The following is a 15596-nucleotide window of genomic DNA, read 5'->3' on the forward strand; positions in this document are numbered from 1 at the left end:
AATTGCCCTTCGCAATTCGGTTGGCAATCCGGGTGAGGGGGTTCTTGCCCAAAGGCGATAACCCTGCCTTCGGGCATAGTATCTTTGTCTGACGCCCCACGGTCCGGTCAGTCCGACAAATGGTCTTCGAGCGTCACGCCGGCGTCGCGCATGCGCTGCAGCATGGCCTCGAGCGAGCCGTTGAGATCTATGCCGCGGCAGGCATCGAGCCGCACGGTGGTTTTGAAACCCTGGCTGATAGCATCCAGCGCCGAGAAGCCGACGCAGAAATCGGTCGCCAGGCCGACCAGGGTCAGCGTGTCGATGCCGCGTTCCCGGAGGTAGCCTGCAAGGCCGGTCTGCGTCGCGCGGTCATTCTCGAAGAAGGCCGAGTAGCTGTCGATATCAGGCCGAAATCCCTTGCGGATAACGAGCTCGGCCTTGGTCCAGGCGAGGCCGGAATGGAAATCCGAGCCGAGGCTGCCCTGGATGCAATGGTCCGGCCACAGCGTCTGCTGGCCATAGGGCATTTCGATCATGGTGAAGGGCTGCGCGCCCGGATGGCTGGAGGCAAAGCTGGAATGACCGGCGGGATGCCAGTCCTGCGTCAGCACGACATGGTCGGTTCGCCGGATCAGGTCGTTGACCAGCGGCACGATCTCGTCGCCGCCGGCAACCGCCAGCGCGCCGCCGGGACAAAAGTCGTTCTGCAGGTCGATGACAACAAGCGCTTCGTCGGCCATGGGCTTTCCTCTTCCGTATGCAGGCTCCAGTGGAAAATGCCGCTGACGCGACCGGACGCAGAAACTTGACCAGATGGCCGGCGGCGTCAACCTCTCGCGACATAACAAATGCGTGCCGGCCGAGCCGCCGCAAACTCCGGCTTTGACAAATCCTGCCGTCTTGATATCATTTGCATACGAATGAATTTTCCCGGCGTCGATGCCGGCAGGGTCTTTCGAAACACCGGTTTCTGGGGACCTGTTTTCTGGAAGGCCCATTTGGGAAGGCAAAGCGTGATCCGTTACGCGAAACCCACCTCGGTCGACGAAGCGCTCGCTTTGCTTGGCGAGGGCGCCTGGCGTATCCTTGCCGGCGGCACCGATTTCTATCCGGCACAGGGCAGCAAACCCTTCCGCGACAATGTTCTCGACATCAACGGCCTGGTTTCGCTGCGCGGCATTGCCGAGACGAACGACCACTTTGTCATCGGCGCGCGCACAACCTGGACCGATGTCATCCGCCATCCCTTGCCGCCGGCCTTCGATGCGCTGAAACAGGCGGCGCGCGAGGTTGGCTCGGTGCAGATCCAGAACGTCGCCTCGGTCGCCGGCAATCTCTGCAACGCGTCGCCTGCCGCCGACGGCGTGCCGGCCCTGCTCGTCCTCGATGCCGAGGTCGAGTTGCGCTCCGTGGCAGCGACACGGCATCTGCCGTTGCAGGACTTCATTCTCGGCAACCGCCGCACGGCTCTGCTGCCCGGTGAGATGGTGACGGCCATCCGCGTGCCGAAGCCCAGCGGCACATCCGCTTTCGTCAAGCTCGGCGCCCGGCGCTATCTCGTCATTTCCATTGCCATGGTGGCGGCGCGTCTGGTCGTCGAAGATGGCCTTGTCCGGCAAGCGGCGGTTGCCGCCGGCTCCTGTTCGGTGGTGGCCAAGCGGCTGGGCGGCGTCGAAGCCGCGCTGCACGGGCTGCCGGTGGACGACGGACTTGCCGATGCGGCCCTGGCCGCGCCGATGGCTGAACTGTCGCCGATCGCCGACGTGCGCGGCAGCGCCGAATACCGGCTCGATGCGGTGCGCGAGATTGTCGCCCGCGCCGTGCTTGCGGCTGTGGGGCGGACGACTGGTGACGAGGTGGCGGCGGCATGAGCCAAGTTCAGCCTGAAGCGAATGAAGCCCTGCCCGATCTCGGCGCCATCCAGCCTGGCTTCGGCGCTGCGCGCACCGATATCGCCTTCGAGGTCAATGGCACTGCCGTCTCGGTCAACGTACCGCCGCTGCGCCGGCTGTCCCTGGTGCTGCGCGATGAATTGCTGCTGACCGGCACCAAGGTCGGCTGCGACGCCGGCGATTGCGGCGCCTGCACGGTGCTGGTCGATGGCGATCCCGTTTGCGCCTGCCTGATGTCGGCTGCGTCCGCCGCCGGGGCGTCGGTGACGACAGTCGAAGGCCTCGCCAATGGGCGGCTGTCGGCGCTGCAGGCCTCGTTCCTTGCCCATGGCGCGGCGCAATGCGGCATCTGCACGCCGGCGCTGCTGGTCGCGGCGACCGCATTGCTGGACAAGCAACCCAACCCGACCGAGACCGAGGTGCAGGACGCGCTGGGCGGCATTCTCTGCCGCTGCACCGGCTACCGGAAGATCATCGCAGCGGTGATGGATGCCGGACGGTTCGAACCATCAACGGGCAGCGCTGCCCCTCATCCGCCTGCCGGCACCTTCTCCCCGTATAGTGACGGGGAGAAGGGAGAAGCTCCAGCGCTGGCGGCCCCCTCTCCCCGTTCTTCACGGGGAGAGGGTAAGGGTGAGGGGCAGCACCAACACCAATCGTTTGATCTCGGCCTTGATCGTAGAATGCCAATCTCGGGCAATGCCGTGGGCTCCTCGCCCATCCGGCTCGACGGCGTGCCGAAGGTCACCGGCGGTGAAAAATTCGGCGGCGATTCCTTCCCCGCCGATGCGCTGGCCGTGCTGGTGGTCCGCTCGCCGCATTATCACGCCAACTTCTCCTTCGGTGACCTCGACGGCTGGGCGACGTCGCATCCCGGCATCGCCGGTGTCTTCACTGCAGCCGACATTCCCGGAAAGAACTGTTTCGGCGCTATCGGTCCGTTTGCCGACCAGCCGGCTCTGGCCGAAGGGTTTTCGCGGCTTCGCGGCGAGGCGGTGGCGCTGGTTGCCGGCGAGCGTGAGGCGATCCTCGATCTCGATTTGTCGGATTTTCCCATCCGCTGGAGCGAACTGCCGCATTTTCTGCAACCTGCCGAAGCGCAGGCTGACGGAGCCGCGCTGATCCACGAAAGTCGGCCGGCGAACCTGCTCACGTCAGGCCTTGTCGAGCGCGGCGACCCGGAAACGGCGCTTGCCGGCGCTGCGTTCACCGTCTCCGGCGCCATCGACACCTCCTATGTCGAGCACGCCTATATCGAACCGGAAGCCGGCTATGCTTATCTGGATGGCGATACGCTGGTCGTCGTCGCCTGCACCCAGGCGCCCTACATGGACCGCGACGAGACGGCGAAGGTGCTCGGCCTTGCCGTCGACAAGGTGCGCATCGTGCCGACCGCGACCGGTGGCGGTTTCGGTTCGAAACTCGACGTTTCGCTGCAGCCGCTGATCGGCTTGGTGGCGCTGAAGACGGGGCGGCCGGCGGCACTCGCCTACACCCGCACCGAATCGATGATTTCGACCACCAAGCGCCACCCGGCCGAGATGAAAGCGACGATCGGCGCCGATGCCGACGGCCTTGTCACCGGCATGATCTTTGACGGCGATTTCAACACCGGCGCCTATGCAAGCTGGGGGCCGACGGTGGCCAACCGCGTGCCGGTGCATGCGTCCGGGCCCTATGCGACGCCCAATTATCGCGCCGAGGGCCGCGCGATCCATACAAATGGGCCGATCTCCGGCGCCTTCCGTGGCTTCGGTGTTCCGCAGGCGACGATCATGCAGGAGACGCTCTATGACGAGCTGGCCGGCAAGCTCGGCATAGACCGGCTCGACTTTCGCTTGAGGAACTGCCTCCGGAACGGCTCCGAAACGGTTACCGGACAGCTTCTGGACTCCGGCGTCGGCATTGCCGAGTGCCTCGAATCGCTACAGCCGCATTGGGTGCGCGCGACGGCTGATGCGGATGCATTCAACAGTGGCAACAGGGATAGAAAGCGCGGCGTTGGCGTCGCGTCATGCTGGTACGGCTGCGGCAACACCTCGCTGCCCAACCCGTCGACCATCCGGGTCGGCATCGCAGCTGACGGCACGGTCATCCTGCACCAGGGCGCCGTCGATATCGGCCAGGGTTCCAACACTGTCATCACCCAGATCTGCGCCGACGCGCTCGGCCTGCCGCTGGAAAAATTCCGGCTCAGGAGCGCCGATACGGCGATCAGTCCGGACGCCGGCAAGACCTCGGCCTCGCGCCAGACTTTCGTGACCGGCAAGGCCGCCGAAAAGGCCGGCTGTGCCTTGCGTGAAAAGATCCTGCGTTTCGCCAATGTTTCGGAAAAAGCCGCTCTCCAACTGGATGGTTCGGCGATCGTCATCCGCGAAGGCGAAGCTGTCCGCCGTATCGACCTCGCCTCGCTCGACGTGGATGCCGAAGGCTTCGTCTTCCGCGCCGAGGAGACCTACGATCCGCCGACACTGCCGCTCGATGCCAAGGGCCAGGGCAAGCCCTATGCCGTCTACGGCTATGGCGCGCAGATTGCCGAACTGGAGGTCGATCTCAAGCTGGGTACGGTGAAGCTGCTCAAAATCACCGCGGCGCATGATGTCGGCAAGGCGATCAACCCCCCTGCTGGCCGAAGGCCAGATCGAAGGCGGCATCGCACAGGGCATCGGCATGGCGCTGATGGAGGAGTACATCCCCGGCCGCACCGAGAATTTGCACGATTATCTCATTCCGACCATTGGCGACGTGCCGCCGATCGAGACCATCCTGATAGAAGTTCCGGATCCGGAAGGACCCTTTGGCGCCAAGGGTTTGGGCGAGCATGTGCTGATTCCGACGGCACCGGCAATCCTCAATGCCATCCGCCACGCCACCGGCGTGCTGGTCACCAAGATTCCGGCGACGCCGACGCGCATCCGCGCTGGCATCCGTGAAAAAGATGGCATCCGCGAAAAGGAGGCACGCCGATGAGCGAGCTTGCCGAGCGCTTCGAAACCCATGATCCCGGCGAGAAGCTGGTGGCGGAAAAGATCCGCTGCGATGCCTGCCCGGTGATGTGCTACATCGCTGATGGCCGCACCGGCGCCTGCGACCGCTACGGCAATGTCGGCGGCAGGATCGTGCGGATGGACCCGCTGACCATCCTCGACCATGCTGCGGAGACCGGCGCCGCAATCGTACCGTTCGTCGCCGACGGTGAGGCATGGGACGGCGAACTGGTCAACACCGGCCGCCGCTTCGTCACGGCAATAGGCGCCGGCACCACCTATCCCGACTACAAGCCCGCCCCCTTCATCGTCAGCCAGGAGGTCGAAGGCGTCGATCTCGTCACCGTCGTCACCGAAGGCATTTTTTCGTACTGCGGCGTCAAGGTGAAGATCGATACCGACCGGCATCTCGGTCCCGAGACGGCTATTGTGCGATCGCAAGGCGAGGCAATCGGCCACGTCACAACAGGCGAATACGGCTCGCAAATGCTGTCGCTGGGCGGCGTGCATCATCTGACCGGCGGCTCCAAGGCCGAGGGTCGCGCGACCTGCGACGCGCTGCTCAATCTGTGCAACCGCAAGCCGGTGGAACTGGCCATCGACGGTGGCGCCACCATAATCGTCGAAGCCGGCAAAGCACCAGTCATCGACGGCAAGCAGGAACACCGCATGCGTGTCGGCTGCGGCTCGGCAACCATCGGCATGTTCGCCACGCAATGGCGCGGCCTGGTCGACGAGGTGGTGGTGGTCGACGACCACATCACCGGCGTCGTCTCCGAGCATCAGGCCGGCAAGGTGCTGGGCTGGCAGGATACCGGGATAAAGATCATCGGCCGCCGTTCGACGCCGGGCCGCTATTTCAAGGTCTCCGAGCCCGGCCTCGGCTGGGGCGGCACCAGCATTTCCGATCCGCTGTCGATCCTCGGCGAGTGGAACGCCAAGAAGGGCGCGCGTCCGGGCCTGTCGCTGCTGATGGTTTCGACCACAGGCGAGCAGTTTGCCTATTACGAACTCGACGACGAGCTGAAGCCGGTCCAAAAACCGTTTCCCGAGCGGTTGCAAAAGTCCGTCGGGCTGATCGAGGACAATTGCGAGCCGGCTTTGTGCACCGTGCTGTTCATCGGCGGCGCCGGCGGTTCGCTGCGCGCCGGCGTCACTGAAAACCCGGTCAACCTGACCCGTTCGGTTCAGGGCCTGACCACCTATGTCACGGTCGGCGGCGCGCCGGTCTATGTCTGGCCGGGCGGCGGCATCACGCTGATGGTCGATGTCACCAGGGTGCCGGAAGGCGCCTTCGGCTATGTGCCGACACCGGCGCTGGTGGCGCCGATCGAATTCACCTTGCGCCGCGACGACTATGTCAGGCTGGGCGGCTACGAGGCCGAAATCCGCAGCGTCGAGGATATCGTCGCCAAGGGTGGCGAATATTTCAATGCGCGCCGCGGCACCGGCGCCGAGGCCAACAATCCATGGCCGCCGCTCGCACAGCTTCGTCGCGCCGGCTCGAACGGGGCCGGGTGATGCAAGGCCCGCAAACGCATTGGCTGCACGACGGCAAGCGGCTGCATCTCAACCACGGGCCGATCGACCTGATCGTCGAGGCCTTTGGCGACGCGGATGAGTGTAGCGCCGCTTACGCGCAAGCTGTCGCGCGCTTCCAGACGATCCTGATGGAGTTGGTCGAGGAGCTCCCCGAATTGCGGCTCCCGGCGTTTTTCCTGGCGCCGCGCACCTTTGCCGGCCCGACGGCGCGCCGCATGGAAGCAGCCGTCATGCCCCTGGCGGAATGCTTCATAACACCGATGGCCGCCGTCGCCGGATCAGTAGCCGACGAAATGCTCGCCGCGTTGCTTGCCGATCGCAAGCTCGATCGCGCCTATGTCAACAATGGCGGCGACTGCGCGCTCCATATCGGCAAGGGCCAGTCGATGGGGTTGGCGATCGCCGGCACCGGCAACGACTTGGCGGACCGGATCACGATCCGCGCGGAAGATGGCGTTCGCGGCGTCGCCACCAGCGGTTGGCGCGGCCGCTCCTTCTCACTGGGCATTGCCGACGCCGTCACCGTGCTCGCGAAGACTGGCGCCGAGGCCGATGCGGCAGCGACGCTCATTGCCAACGCGGTGGACCTGCCCGGCAATCCGGCCATCAAGCGCATTCCCGCACACGACCTGTCGCCCGACAGTGATCTCGGCGCGCGCCTGGTGACACATGGCGTCGGCACGCTTGCACTTGGCGAAGTGGCGCGGGCGCTGGACAACGGCCTTGCCGTCGCCGAAGACTTTCGCCGGCGCGGCCTGATTGCCGGATCGGCGCTGTTTCTTGGCGGTGAGATCCGCATCAGTGGCTCGGTTGCGCTTGCCGCGCCCAACAAAAGTTCGAGGGAGGACGTTGCCCATGCCTGAGTTTCCGATCCGCAAGATCGCGGTGCTGACCGAAGAGATCTTTCACGAGGGCGGGCCGGTGGCCAAGGTGCCGCGCCGCCGCGCCGCCGCCATGGCGCTGGTCAAGAACCCCTTCGCCGGGCGCTATGTCGAAGACTTGCAGAGCGCCATGGATGATCTGAAGCCGCTCGGCCTGTTGCTCGCCGACCGGCTGATCGCGGCGCTCGGCGGCGACGTGAAACAGATCGACGGCTACGGCAAGGGCGCCATTGTCGGCACAGCGGGTGAGCTGGAGCACGGTGCGCTCTGGCATGTGCCCGGCGGCTACGCCATGCGCGAGCGGCTCGGCGACGCCAAGGCGATCGTGCCGTCGGCGAAGAAGGTCGGCGCCTTCGGTTCAAAACTCGATGTACCGCTCGGCCACATCAACGCCGCCTATGTGCGCAGCCATTTCGACGCCATGGAGGTCGGCATCAATGACGGGCCGCGCCCCGACGAGATCCTGTTCTGCCTCGCCATGACCTGTGGCCCGCGCGTGCACGACCGTATGGGCGGCCTGGCTGCTGGGGATATCAAGGCCTGGGACGGGCTGCGGTGAGCGCCGAAGACAAGTTGCTGAAGCTGGTCGAGGTCGAGACGCCGGACGATCAGGATTACCTGTTGCAGGAGCAGGTTGGCTTCATCCTGCGCAAGGCGCATCAGCGCCACGTCTCGATCTTTGCCGCGCATATCGGCGATCTGACGCCGCCGCAATTCGCAGCACTGGCCAAGCTGCGCGACGTCGGCGAGACCTCGCAGAACCAGCTCGGCACGCTGATCGCCATGGACGCGGCGACGGTGAAGGGCGTCATCGACCGGCTGAAGGCGCGCGGCCTGGTCGAGCTTTCCAAGCACGAGGTCGACAAGAGGCGGCTGCTGGTCAATCTGACCGCGGCAGGCCGCGATGCCATCGAACGCCTGATCCCGCTGGCGCGCGAGATCACAAGGGAAACGCTGGCGCCGCTCTCGGCCAAGGAGATCGCCACCTTCATGAAATTGCTGGCCAAGCTGGCGTAAATTCCATTCCTGCCGGGCGCCAAAAAAAGCACCCGGCAGGACGTTTTGGCTCAGAGGCCGTTGTCCTTCAACACCTGGGCGGCATTTTCCTTGGTGATCTTCTCGGTCGGCAGAGTGATGGTCTTTTCGACCTTCTCGCCGTTGAGGAACTTGATCGCCTGGCGCAGGCCTTCGGCGCCGGGGGTGACATAGGTGAAGGTCGCCGTCAGCTCGCCCTTGTTGACCATCTGCACGCCTTCGTTGGGCAGGCCGTCGATGCCGATGAACTTGATGTCCTTCTCGCGGCCGACATCCTTGGCGGCGAGATAGGCGCCATAGGCCATCGGGTCGTTGTGGCCGTAAACGAGATCGATCTTCTCGTTGCTCTTCAGCGCATTGGCCATCAGATTGTATGCCTGGTCCTGCTTCCAGTCGCCCGATTGCTGGTCGAGCAGATATTTGATGCCCGGCTCCTTGTCGGTGAATTCATGGAAGCCGTCATGGCGGTCATGCGCCGGCTGGGTGCCCATGCCGCCCCAGATCTCGACGACATTGCCTGCAGCCTTACCCTTTCCGCCAAGCAGCTCGACGGCATATTCGCCGGCCGCCCGGCCGATCAGCGCGTTATCCCCGCCGACGAACTGGGTGTAGTCCTTGGTGTCGACATTGCGGTCGAGCACGAAGACGGGGATCTTGGCGTCGATCGCCTGCTGCACGACGCCGGTCAGGCCGGCGGATTCCTTCGGCGACACCAGCAGTGCGTCGACCTCCTGACGGATCAGGTTCTCGACGTCGGCGACCTGCTTTTCGGTCTTGTCCTCGCCGTCGGTGATGATCAGTTCGACCTCGGGATGCTTGGCGGCTTCGGCCAGGATGTCCTTGTTGAACTGCGCACGCCAGGGCTCGATGGTCGTCACCTGTGAGAAGCCGATCTTCCACTTCTTGTCCTGGGCATAAGCATTGCCGGTGGTCAGAAGCGCGGTGGTGGTCAGCAGAGCCGCGGTCATGGCGGCAAGCTTCAGCATGTCACGTCGTTTCATTCTTGTTTCCTCCGAGATTGAGAGACGGGGTCTCTTGCGACGGCCGCTTTGCCGCGGCCGTTTCCTTGTGCGCCGTTTGCCCGCCGGGCAGGCGCAGATAGGCCAGGAGATCACCGGCATTGCGCTCCTGCACGAGCACGGTGCCGATGATGATCATCCCCTTCAGCACCAGCTGAAGGTTCGAATTGATGTTGTGGAGCTGCAGGATGTTGGAGAGCAGCCCGAAGATCAGCACGCCGCAGAACGTGCCTATGAGGCTGCCGCGCCCACCCATCAGGCTGGTGCCGCCGATGACCACGGCGGCGATGGCGTCGAGCTCCAGCCCGGCGCCGGCATCCGGCTTGCCTTGCCGGTACTGCGCGACATAGAGCACGGCGGCGATGCCGGCGAGCAGCCCGGAGATGGCATAGGTGGCGATCTTGACGCGGCCGGCGGCGATACCCGAAAGCCGTGCCGCCTCCTCATTGCCGCCGATGGCGTAGACATAGCGGCCGAACGGCGTGAAGCGCAGCACCGCGCCATAGATCAGGATGGCGCCGAGGAAGAACAGGCCCGGCATCGGGATGACGCCGAACACCAGCGAGCGCAGGATCTCGAAATCGGCGGTGGCGTTGGAGCCGGTATAGACCGGCAGCACCGCATTGTTCTGGCCGGCGGTGAGGCGGGCGATGCCGAGCGCCGTCACCATCATCGCCAGGGTGACGATGAAGGGCTGCAGCCGTCCGGCAACGATGATGAAGCCGTTGAGCGCGCCAAACAGCAAACCGACGCATGGCGCCACCAGCAGCACGCCGAGCACGCCGAATTTCGGCTCGATCTGCGGCAGCAGAAACCACAGGGACAGACTGCACAGGACCACACCGACGACAGCAGGTGTAACCAGGCCGCGAACGCCGTCCAGCCTGATCTCGCGGACGAGATCGGCGCCGGCACGGGATTTTGCGAGGTTCTGGAAGATGAACCGGGTGACGACGAATCCGATGCAAAGCGCCACCAGTGCGACGGTCGGCACGCCCAGCACGACGCCCGGCGTCACGCCCGGAACCGTCAGCAGCATGGCGCAGACCACCGAGCAGATGGCCATCAGCGAGCCGACGGAGAGATCGATGCCGCCGGTGATGATCACCGCCGTCATGCCGGTGGCGATCAGCCCGGTGGTCGACACCTGGCGCAGCACGTCGAGCAGATTGCCGTAGGAGAGGAAGATGTTGTTGCCCTTCGAACTCATCGGCGAGCCCAGCACGCCGATCAGGAAGATGGCGATCAGGCCCCAATAGAGCTTGGTCCGGGACAGGAGTTTCAGGGCAGTCATGCGGCTGGTCTCGATATGGTCCGGCGCGGTGCGGCGAGACGCATGATGGCCTCCTCGCTGGCCGCATCGCGGGAAAGAATGCCTGTCTGGCGGCCATCGGCCATCACCAGGATGCGGTCGGAGAGATGCAAAAGCTCCGGCAGCTCGGAGCTGATGACGGCGATGGCAAGGCCATCGCGCGCCAGCTTGAAGATCAGGTCGTAGATCTCGCGCTTGGCGCCGACATCGATGCCGCGCGTCGGCTCGTCCAGCAACAGCACCCTTGGCCTGGTCGCCAGCCATTTGCCGATGACGACCTTCTGCTGGTTGCCGCCCGACAGCGTGCCGGCGGGCTGGTCGATGTCCCGGCAGCGGATGCCGAGCGCCTTGACCGCCTGCCGCGCCAATCCCTGTTCGCCGGCCAGCGAGCGGATGCCGAAGCGCGCCAGCGATCCGACCAGCGGCAGCGCGACATTGTCCGTGATCGACGCCTGCAGATGCAGGCCTTGTGTCTTGCGGTCCTCGGTGACCAATGCGATGCCCAACCGCCTTGCATCGCGAGGCGAACGGATATCCACGGGCCGGCCGTCGACCTGGATTTCGCCACCGGTACGGCCATCGCTCGAGCCGAAGATCGCTTCCAGGATTTCGGTACGGCCCGAACCGAGCAGCCCGCCAATGCCGAGGATTTCTCCGGCGGCAAGATCGAAGCCGACGCCGTCGATCACCGTGCGCCAGCCATGCGCATCAGGCTTCGACAGCGACAGGTTCTCGACCGAAAGCACGATCTTGCCGCCGGAGTGGCGCTCTTCCTGGCGGGAAGCGAGCAGGTTTCGTCCGACCATCGCCGAAATGATCGCATCCTCGTCGAGCCTGGCCATCGGCTCGGTCAGCACATGGCGCCCGTCGCGAAACACGGTGACGCGGCTGGCCAGATGCATGACCTCGTCGATGCGGTGCGAGATGTAGACGATGGCGACACCGCTCTCGGCAAGCTGGCGGATGATGCGGAACAGCCGCTGGCATTCGGCCGGCGACAGCGCCGAGGTCGGCTCATCCATGATCAGGATGCGTGCCGACATCGACAGCGCCTTGGCGATCTCGACCAGCTGCTGCTCGCCGACGCGCAGGGCGCCGACGCGGGCTTGCGGATCGAGTTCGATGCCGAGCCGCTGCAACAAAGCACCCGCCGCGCGGCTGCTCGCCTTGCGGTCGACGATCAGCCCGGCAATCAGTTTCTCCCGGCCGAGGAAGATGTTGTCGGCGACGCTGAGTTCGGGCACCAGGTTGAGCTCCTGGTGGATGATGGCGATGCCGGCATCCTCGGCGTCGCGCACGCCGGCGAAGCTGACGGGGCGGCCATCGACGCTGACTTTGCCTTCATAGCCGGTGTAGACGCCGGAGAGGATCTTCATCAACGTCGACTTGCCGGCGCCGTTCTCGCCCATCAAGGCATGAACCTCGCCGCGTCGCAGCTCGAAGCCGACATCGACCAGGGCGGCTATGCCGCCGAAGCTCTTGGAGATGCGCTCGGCGCTCAGAACGGTGTCTGACCGATCCGCCGCATTGTGCTCCGGGGAAAGGGAACTCGCGTGTTCCATGACAATGGCGGCCTCCCTTCCGTCGTCGTCAACTTCCCGCAAACGCTAATCTAAACGTTTCGATCGTGTCAAGCCGATATCCAGTGACGGAAGTTTGATGCAATTCGATTCTTGCTAAAAAAGACGGCATTCCGTAGGTATTGGCAGCGAGGGGTGACGAAACGTTTCGAAAATGACAGCGTCAGGGCGAAAAAAGCAGCGTAAATCCACCGCACCCACAATGCTTCATGTGGCTGAGGCGGCGCGTGTCTCGGTCGCCACCGTGTCTGCGTTGATCAACGGCACGGCGACGGTCAGCCCGGAACTCAGCCAGCGCATCGAACAGGCGATCCGCGATATCGGCTACAAGCGCAATGCGATCGCCCGCAGCCTGAAGATGGGCACGACCCGCACCATCGGGCTGACCGTGCCGCACATCACCAACCCATTCTTCACCGATGTCGTCTCGGTCATCCAGCAGGCCTTCGACCGAGCCGGTTATGCAGTCATGCTGTGCTGTACGGACGAGGATCTGAACACCCAGGACGACCAGATCCGGCTGCTGCTCGACCGCATGGTCGACGGGCTGATCGTGGCGCGCGTCGGCGACGGCGCGATCCTCAAGGGGATCGTAGACGATGCCAATGTGCCGGTCGTGCTGCTCGACCGCATCTGCGAGGGCGTCGACACCGATACCGTGGTGCTCGACAACCAGCGCGCGGTGTTCGACGCCATCACCTATCTGATCAACCTTGGCCATCGGCGCATCGGCTACATCACCGGCACATCGGACATTTCGCCGATGCATGACCGCATGGCGGGATACCGCGAGGCGCTTCACGCCGCCAGCCTGCCGATCGCGGAGGAGTTGATCCGCTTCGGCAATTTCCACGAGATCGACGGCTACAACGCCACCATGCAGATGCTGTCCTCGCGCGATCGGCCAAGCGCGATTTTTTCCGCCAACAACCCGATGGTGATCGGCACCATGAAGGCGATCCGCGACATCGGCCTGTCCTGCCCGGAGGACATTTCGGTTGCCTGCTTCGACGATTTTCCATGGTCCGACGTGTTCCAGCCGCAGCTGACCACTGTCGCCCAGCCGGTGCAGGCGATCGGCGAACAGGCGGCCAACCTGCTTCTCGATCGTCTCGCCGGCAACAGGGACGCGCCGCCACGCAAGCTGGTGCTCAAGGGCCGGCTGATGATCCGCAATTCATGCCGCCCGCTCGGGACGATGGCGCAGAGTGTGAGCGCCTAGTTTTTCGGATGGAACCTTGGAGAGGCTGGCGGGACAGCGCCCCCCTCTGTCCTGCCGGACATCTCCCCCACTTGGGGGAGATTGCAGCCGCGACGGCGCGCCCATTCCTGCAACGGTGACGATTGGCGAAAGCGGCGATAACGGCCGATCTCCCCACCCGTGGGGGAGATGTCCGGTAGGACAGAGGGGGGCGCGAAGGATCGCTACAGAACGGCTTTCAGCCGTGCCACTGCTATATCGCCGCGCCGAAGAGCTAAGGCTTGAACGCTTCCGAACAAAGCGCGTGCAGTTTCGGGAAGACGCCCTTGCCGCCGGTGATGACCAGCGTTCCGTCCTGCAGCACCGTCTTCGGATCGGGTTTCACGACCGTGCCGCCGGCTTCTTCGACCAGAAGCATGCCGGCGATGCAATCCCAGGCGTTCATGTGTTCCTCCACATACCCCAAGAGCCGGCCCGAGGCCACATAGGCCAGCATCAGGGCGCCGGACGCATTGCGGAAGAAGACGCCGCCTTCGGCCAGGAGCATTCGGATCAGCACGGCGATGTTCTCGGCCTCGGCCCGGTTCGAAAACCCGGTTCCGACCGACCCTTCTTCCAGGCCGGTGGCCGCACTGGTCCTGATCGGCCGGCCGTTGACGAAGGCGCCGCCGCCGAGCCTGCCGTGAAACGTCTCGCCGGTCGACGGCTCATGGATGACGCCAACCACGGCCTCCCCGTCCCTGGCGCAGGCAATCACCACGCACCAGGCCGGAATGCCGCGCACGAAATTGGCGGTGCCGTCGATGGGGTCGATGACCCAGACATAGCCTGTCTGGCCGGCAACCGAGGCATGTTCCTCACCGACGATGCCGTCTTGCGGGTAGTCCGCGGCAATCGCGGCGCGGATGAACAGTTCGACCTCGCGGTCACCGTCCGAGACCAGATCCTGATGACCCTTGCTCTCGATGGTCAGGTTTTCCAGATCGCGAAAATATTTGAGCCCGAGCTCGCCGGCACGCCGCGCCAGATCGATGGCAAACTGCGTGCGGGCGTCATGGTCATTGTTCACGGGGGCGCTCTATCTTGCGGAAGGGTGCCCCGCCTTTAGCAGAGGCGGACCGCACCTTCCAAGTCAAGAGTGTCTCGTGCCAGATTGTCAGGCCGCTCGCGACAGCGATTTATGGGCCTCGGCCAGTATCTCGAACGACCGCACCCGCGCCGCATGATCAAACATCTGCGCGGTGACCATCAGCTCGTCTGCACCGGTGCGGCGCACGAAGGCATCGATGCCTTGCCGGACCGTTTCCGGGGAGCCGACGACGGCGCAGGACAAGGCCTGGCCGAGCATGGTCTTGGCCATCGGATCGAGATCGCGGTCATAGTTCTCGACAGGTGGCGGCAGCCGGCCGGCCCGGCCGGTGCGAAGATTGACGAAAGCCTGCTGCAACGAGGTGAACAGCAAACGTGCCTCGGCGTCGGTTGGCGCGGCAAAGACGTTGAGGCCGAGCATGACATGCGGCTTGTCGAGCTGCTCCGACGGCTGGAAGCGCGAGCGGTAGACGTCCAGCGCGTGATCCAGCTCCGCCGGCGCGAAATGCGAGGCGAAGGCGTAGGGCAGGCCGAGCATGGCGGCGAGCTGCGCGCCGTAGAGGCTGGAGCCGAGGATCCAGACCGGCACGTTCTGGCCTTCGCCGGGCACGGCGCGGATGCGCTGGCCTTCCTCGGCCGGCTGGAAATAGCCCATCAGCTCGACGACATCCTGCGGGAAATTGTCGACGCCAGCTTCAAGATTACGGCGCAGCGCCCGCGCGGTGCCCATGTCGGTGCCGGGCGCCCGGCCGATGCCGAGATCGATGCGGCCCGGATGCAAGGCGGCCAGCGTGCCGAACTGCTCGGCAATGACCAGCGGCGCGTGATTGGGCAGCATGATGCCGCCGGCACCGACACGAATGGTCTTCGTGCCGCCGGCGACATGGGCGATGACGACCGCGGTGGCCGCGCTGGCGATGCCCGGCATGTTGTGATGCTCGGCCAGCCAGAAGCGCTTGTAGCCCAGCCGCTCGGCATGGCGCGCAAGATCGAGCGAGTTGGCCAGCGACTGCGAGGCATCGCTGCCTTCGATGATCGGCGACAGGTCGAGAACGGAAAGGTCGGTCATGAACGGT

The 15596-nt window shown here is 64.8% G+C and carries 12 protein-coding genes and 1 pseudogene; 7 read left to right on the top strand and 6 right to left on the bottom strand.

Annotated features, from left to right (window positions below):
- Positions 1-107: 107 nt before the first annotated feature.
- Positions 108-722 (bottom strand): bifunctional nicotinamidase/pyrazinamidase, encoded by a 615-nt coding sequence (gene pncA, locus HB777_28520; GenBank protein QND67488.1) that lies wholly within the window; start codon positions 720-722, stop codon positions 108-110.
- 273 nt (positions 723-995) lie between these two features.
- On the opposite strand from pncA, the gene HB777_28525 reads away from it, so the two are divergent.
- The 6 genes and pseudogenes from HB777_28525 to HB777_28550 all read left to right on the top strand — a co-directional run bounded on the left by HB777_28525 (position 996) and on the right by HB777_28550 (position 8301).
- The gene (locus tag HB777_28525; GenBank protein ID QND67489.1) at positions 996-1853 is read left to right on the top strand and encodes a xanthine dehydrogenase family protein subunit M; all 858 of its coding nucleotides are present in this window, start codon (positions 996-998) and stop codon (positions 1851-1853) included.
- Between the two features lie 47 nt (positions 1854-1900).
- Positions 1901-4844, top strand: a pseudogene (locus HB777_28530) (molybdopterin-dependent oxidoreductase).
- Positions 4841-6382: a 6-hydroxynicotinate reductase gene (locus tag HB777_28535; GenBank protein QND67490.1), complete on the top strand. Its 1542-nt coding sequence runs from the start codon at positions 4841-4843 to the stop codon at positions 6380-6382. Before HB777_28530 ends, HB777_28535 begins: the two are co-directional and overlap by 4 nt.
- Positions 6382-7266: a UPF0280 family protein gene (locus HB777_28540; GenBank protein ID QND67491.1), complete on the top strand. Its 885-nt coding sequence runs from the start codon at positions 6382-6384 to the stop codon at positions 7264-7266. The genes HB777_28535 and HB777_28540 overlap by 1 nt, the downstream gene beginning before the upstream one ends.
- Entirely contained in the window at positions 7259-7843 is a 585-nt protein-coding gene (locus HB777_28545) for an amino acid synthesis family protein (protein QND67492.1), read from the top strand. The genes HB777_28540 and HB777_28545 overlap by 8 nt, the downstream gene beginning before the upstream one ends.
- Positions 7840-8301, top strand: a complete 462-nt coding sequence (locus HB777_28550; GenBank protein ID QND67493.1) for a MarR family transcriptional regulator — start codon at positions 7840-7842, stop codon at positions 8299-8301. The genes HB777_28545 and HB777_28550 overlap by 4 nt, the downstream gene beginning before the upstream one ends.
- Positions 8302-8351: 50 nt before the next feature.
- Here HB777_28550 and HB777_28555 read toward each other — a convergent pair whose 3' ends face one another.
- From HB777_28555 to HB777_28565, 3 genes are read right to left on the bottom strand one after another with little or no spacing between them, the layout of a single operon-like run.
- On the bottom strand, positions 8352-9320 hold the full coding sequence (locus tag HB777_28555; protein ID QND67494.1) for a substrate-binding domain-containing protein: 969 nt from the start codon (positions 9318-9320) through the stop codon (positions 8352-8354).
- The gene (locus HB777_28560; protein QND67495.1) at positions 9307-10632 is read right to left on the bottom strand and encodes an ABC transporter permease; all 1326 of its coding nucleotides are present in this window, start codon (positions 10630-10632) and stop codon (positions 9307-9309) included. The genes HB777_28555 and HB777_28560 overlap by 14 nt, the downstream gene beginning before the upstream one ends.
- Positions 10629-12212, bottom strand: a complete 1584-nt coding sequence (locus tag HB777_28565; GenBank protein ID QND67496.1) for a sugar ABC transporter ATP-binding protein — start codon at positions 12210-12212, stop codon at positions 10629-10631. The genes HB777_28560 and HB777_28565 overlap by 4 nt, the downstream gene beginning before the upstream one ends.
- A gap of 220 nt (positions 12213-12432) precedes the next feature.
- Between HB777_28565 and HB777_28570 the strand changes: the two genes are divergently transcribed.
- Positions 12433-13452 (top strand): LacI family transcriptional regulator, encoded by a 1020-nt coding sequence (locus HB777_28570; protein QND67497.1) that lies wholly within the window; start codon positions 12433-12435, stop codon positions 13450-13452.
- A gap of 253 nt (positions 13453-13705) precedes the next feature.
- On the opposite strand, the gene HB777_28575 is transcribed toward HB777_28570, so the two are convergent.
- Positions 13706-14500, bottom strand: a complete 795-nt coding sequence (locus HB777_28575; protein QND67498.1) for an inositol monophosphatase — start codon at positions 14498-14500, stop codon at positions 13706-13708.
- Positions 14501-14587: 87 nt separating this feature from the next.
- Positions 14588-15589 carry an LLM class flavin-dependent oxidoreductase gene (locus HB777_28580; GenBank protein ID QND67499.1) on the bottom strand — a complete coding sequence of 334 codons (1002 nt, stop codon included), beginning with the start codon at positions 15587-15589 and terminating at the stop codon, positions 14588-14590.
- Positions 15590-15596: the final 7 nt, after the last annotated feature.

The sequence above is a fragment of the Mesorhizobium loti genome, assembly GCA_014189435.1.
Lineage (GTDB): Bacteria > Pseudomonadota > Alphaproteobacteria > Rhizobiales > Rhizobiaceae > Mesorhizobium > Mesorhizobium loti_G.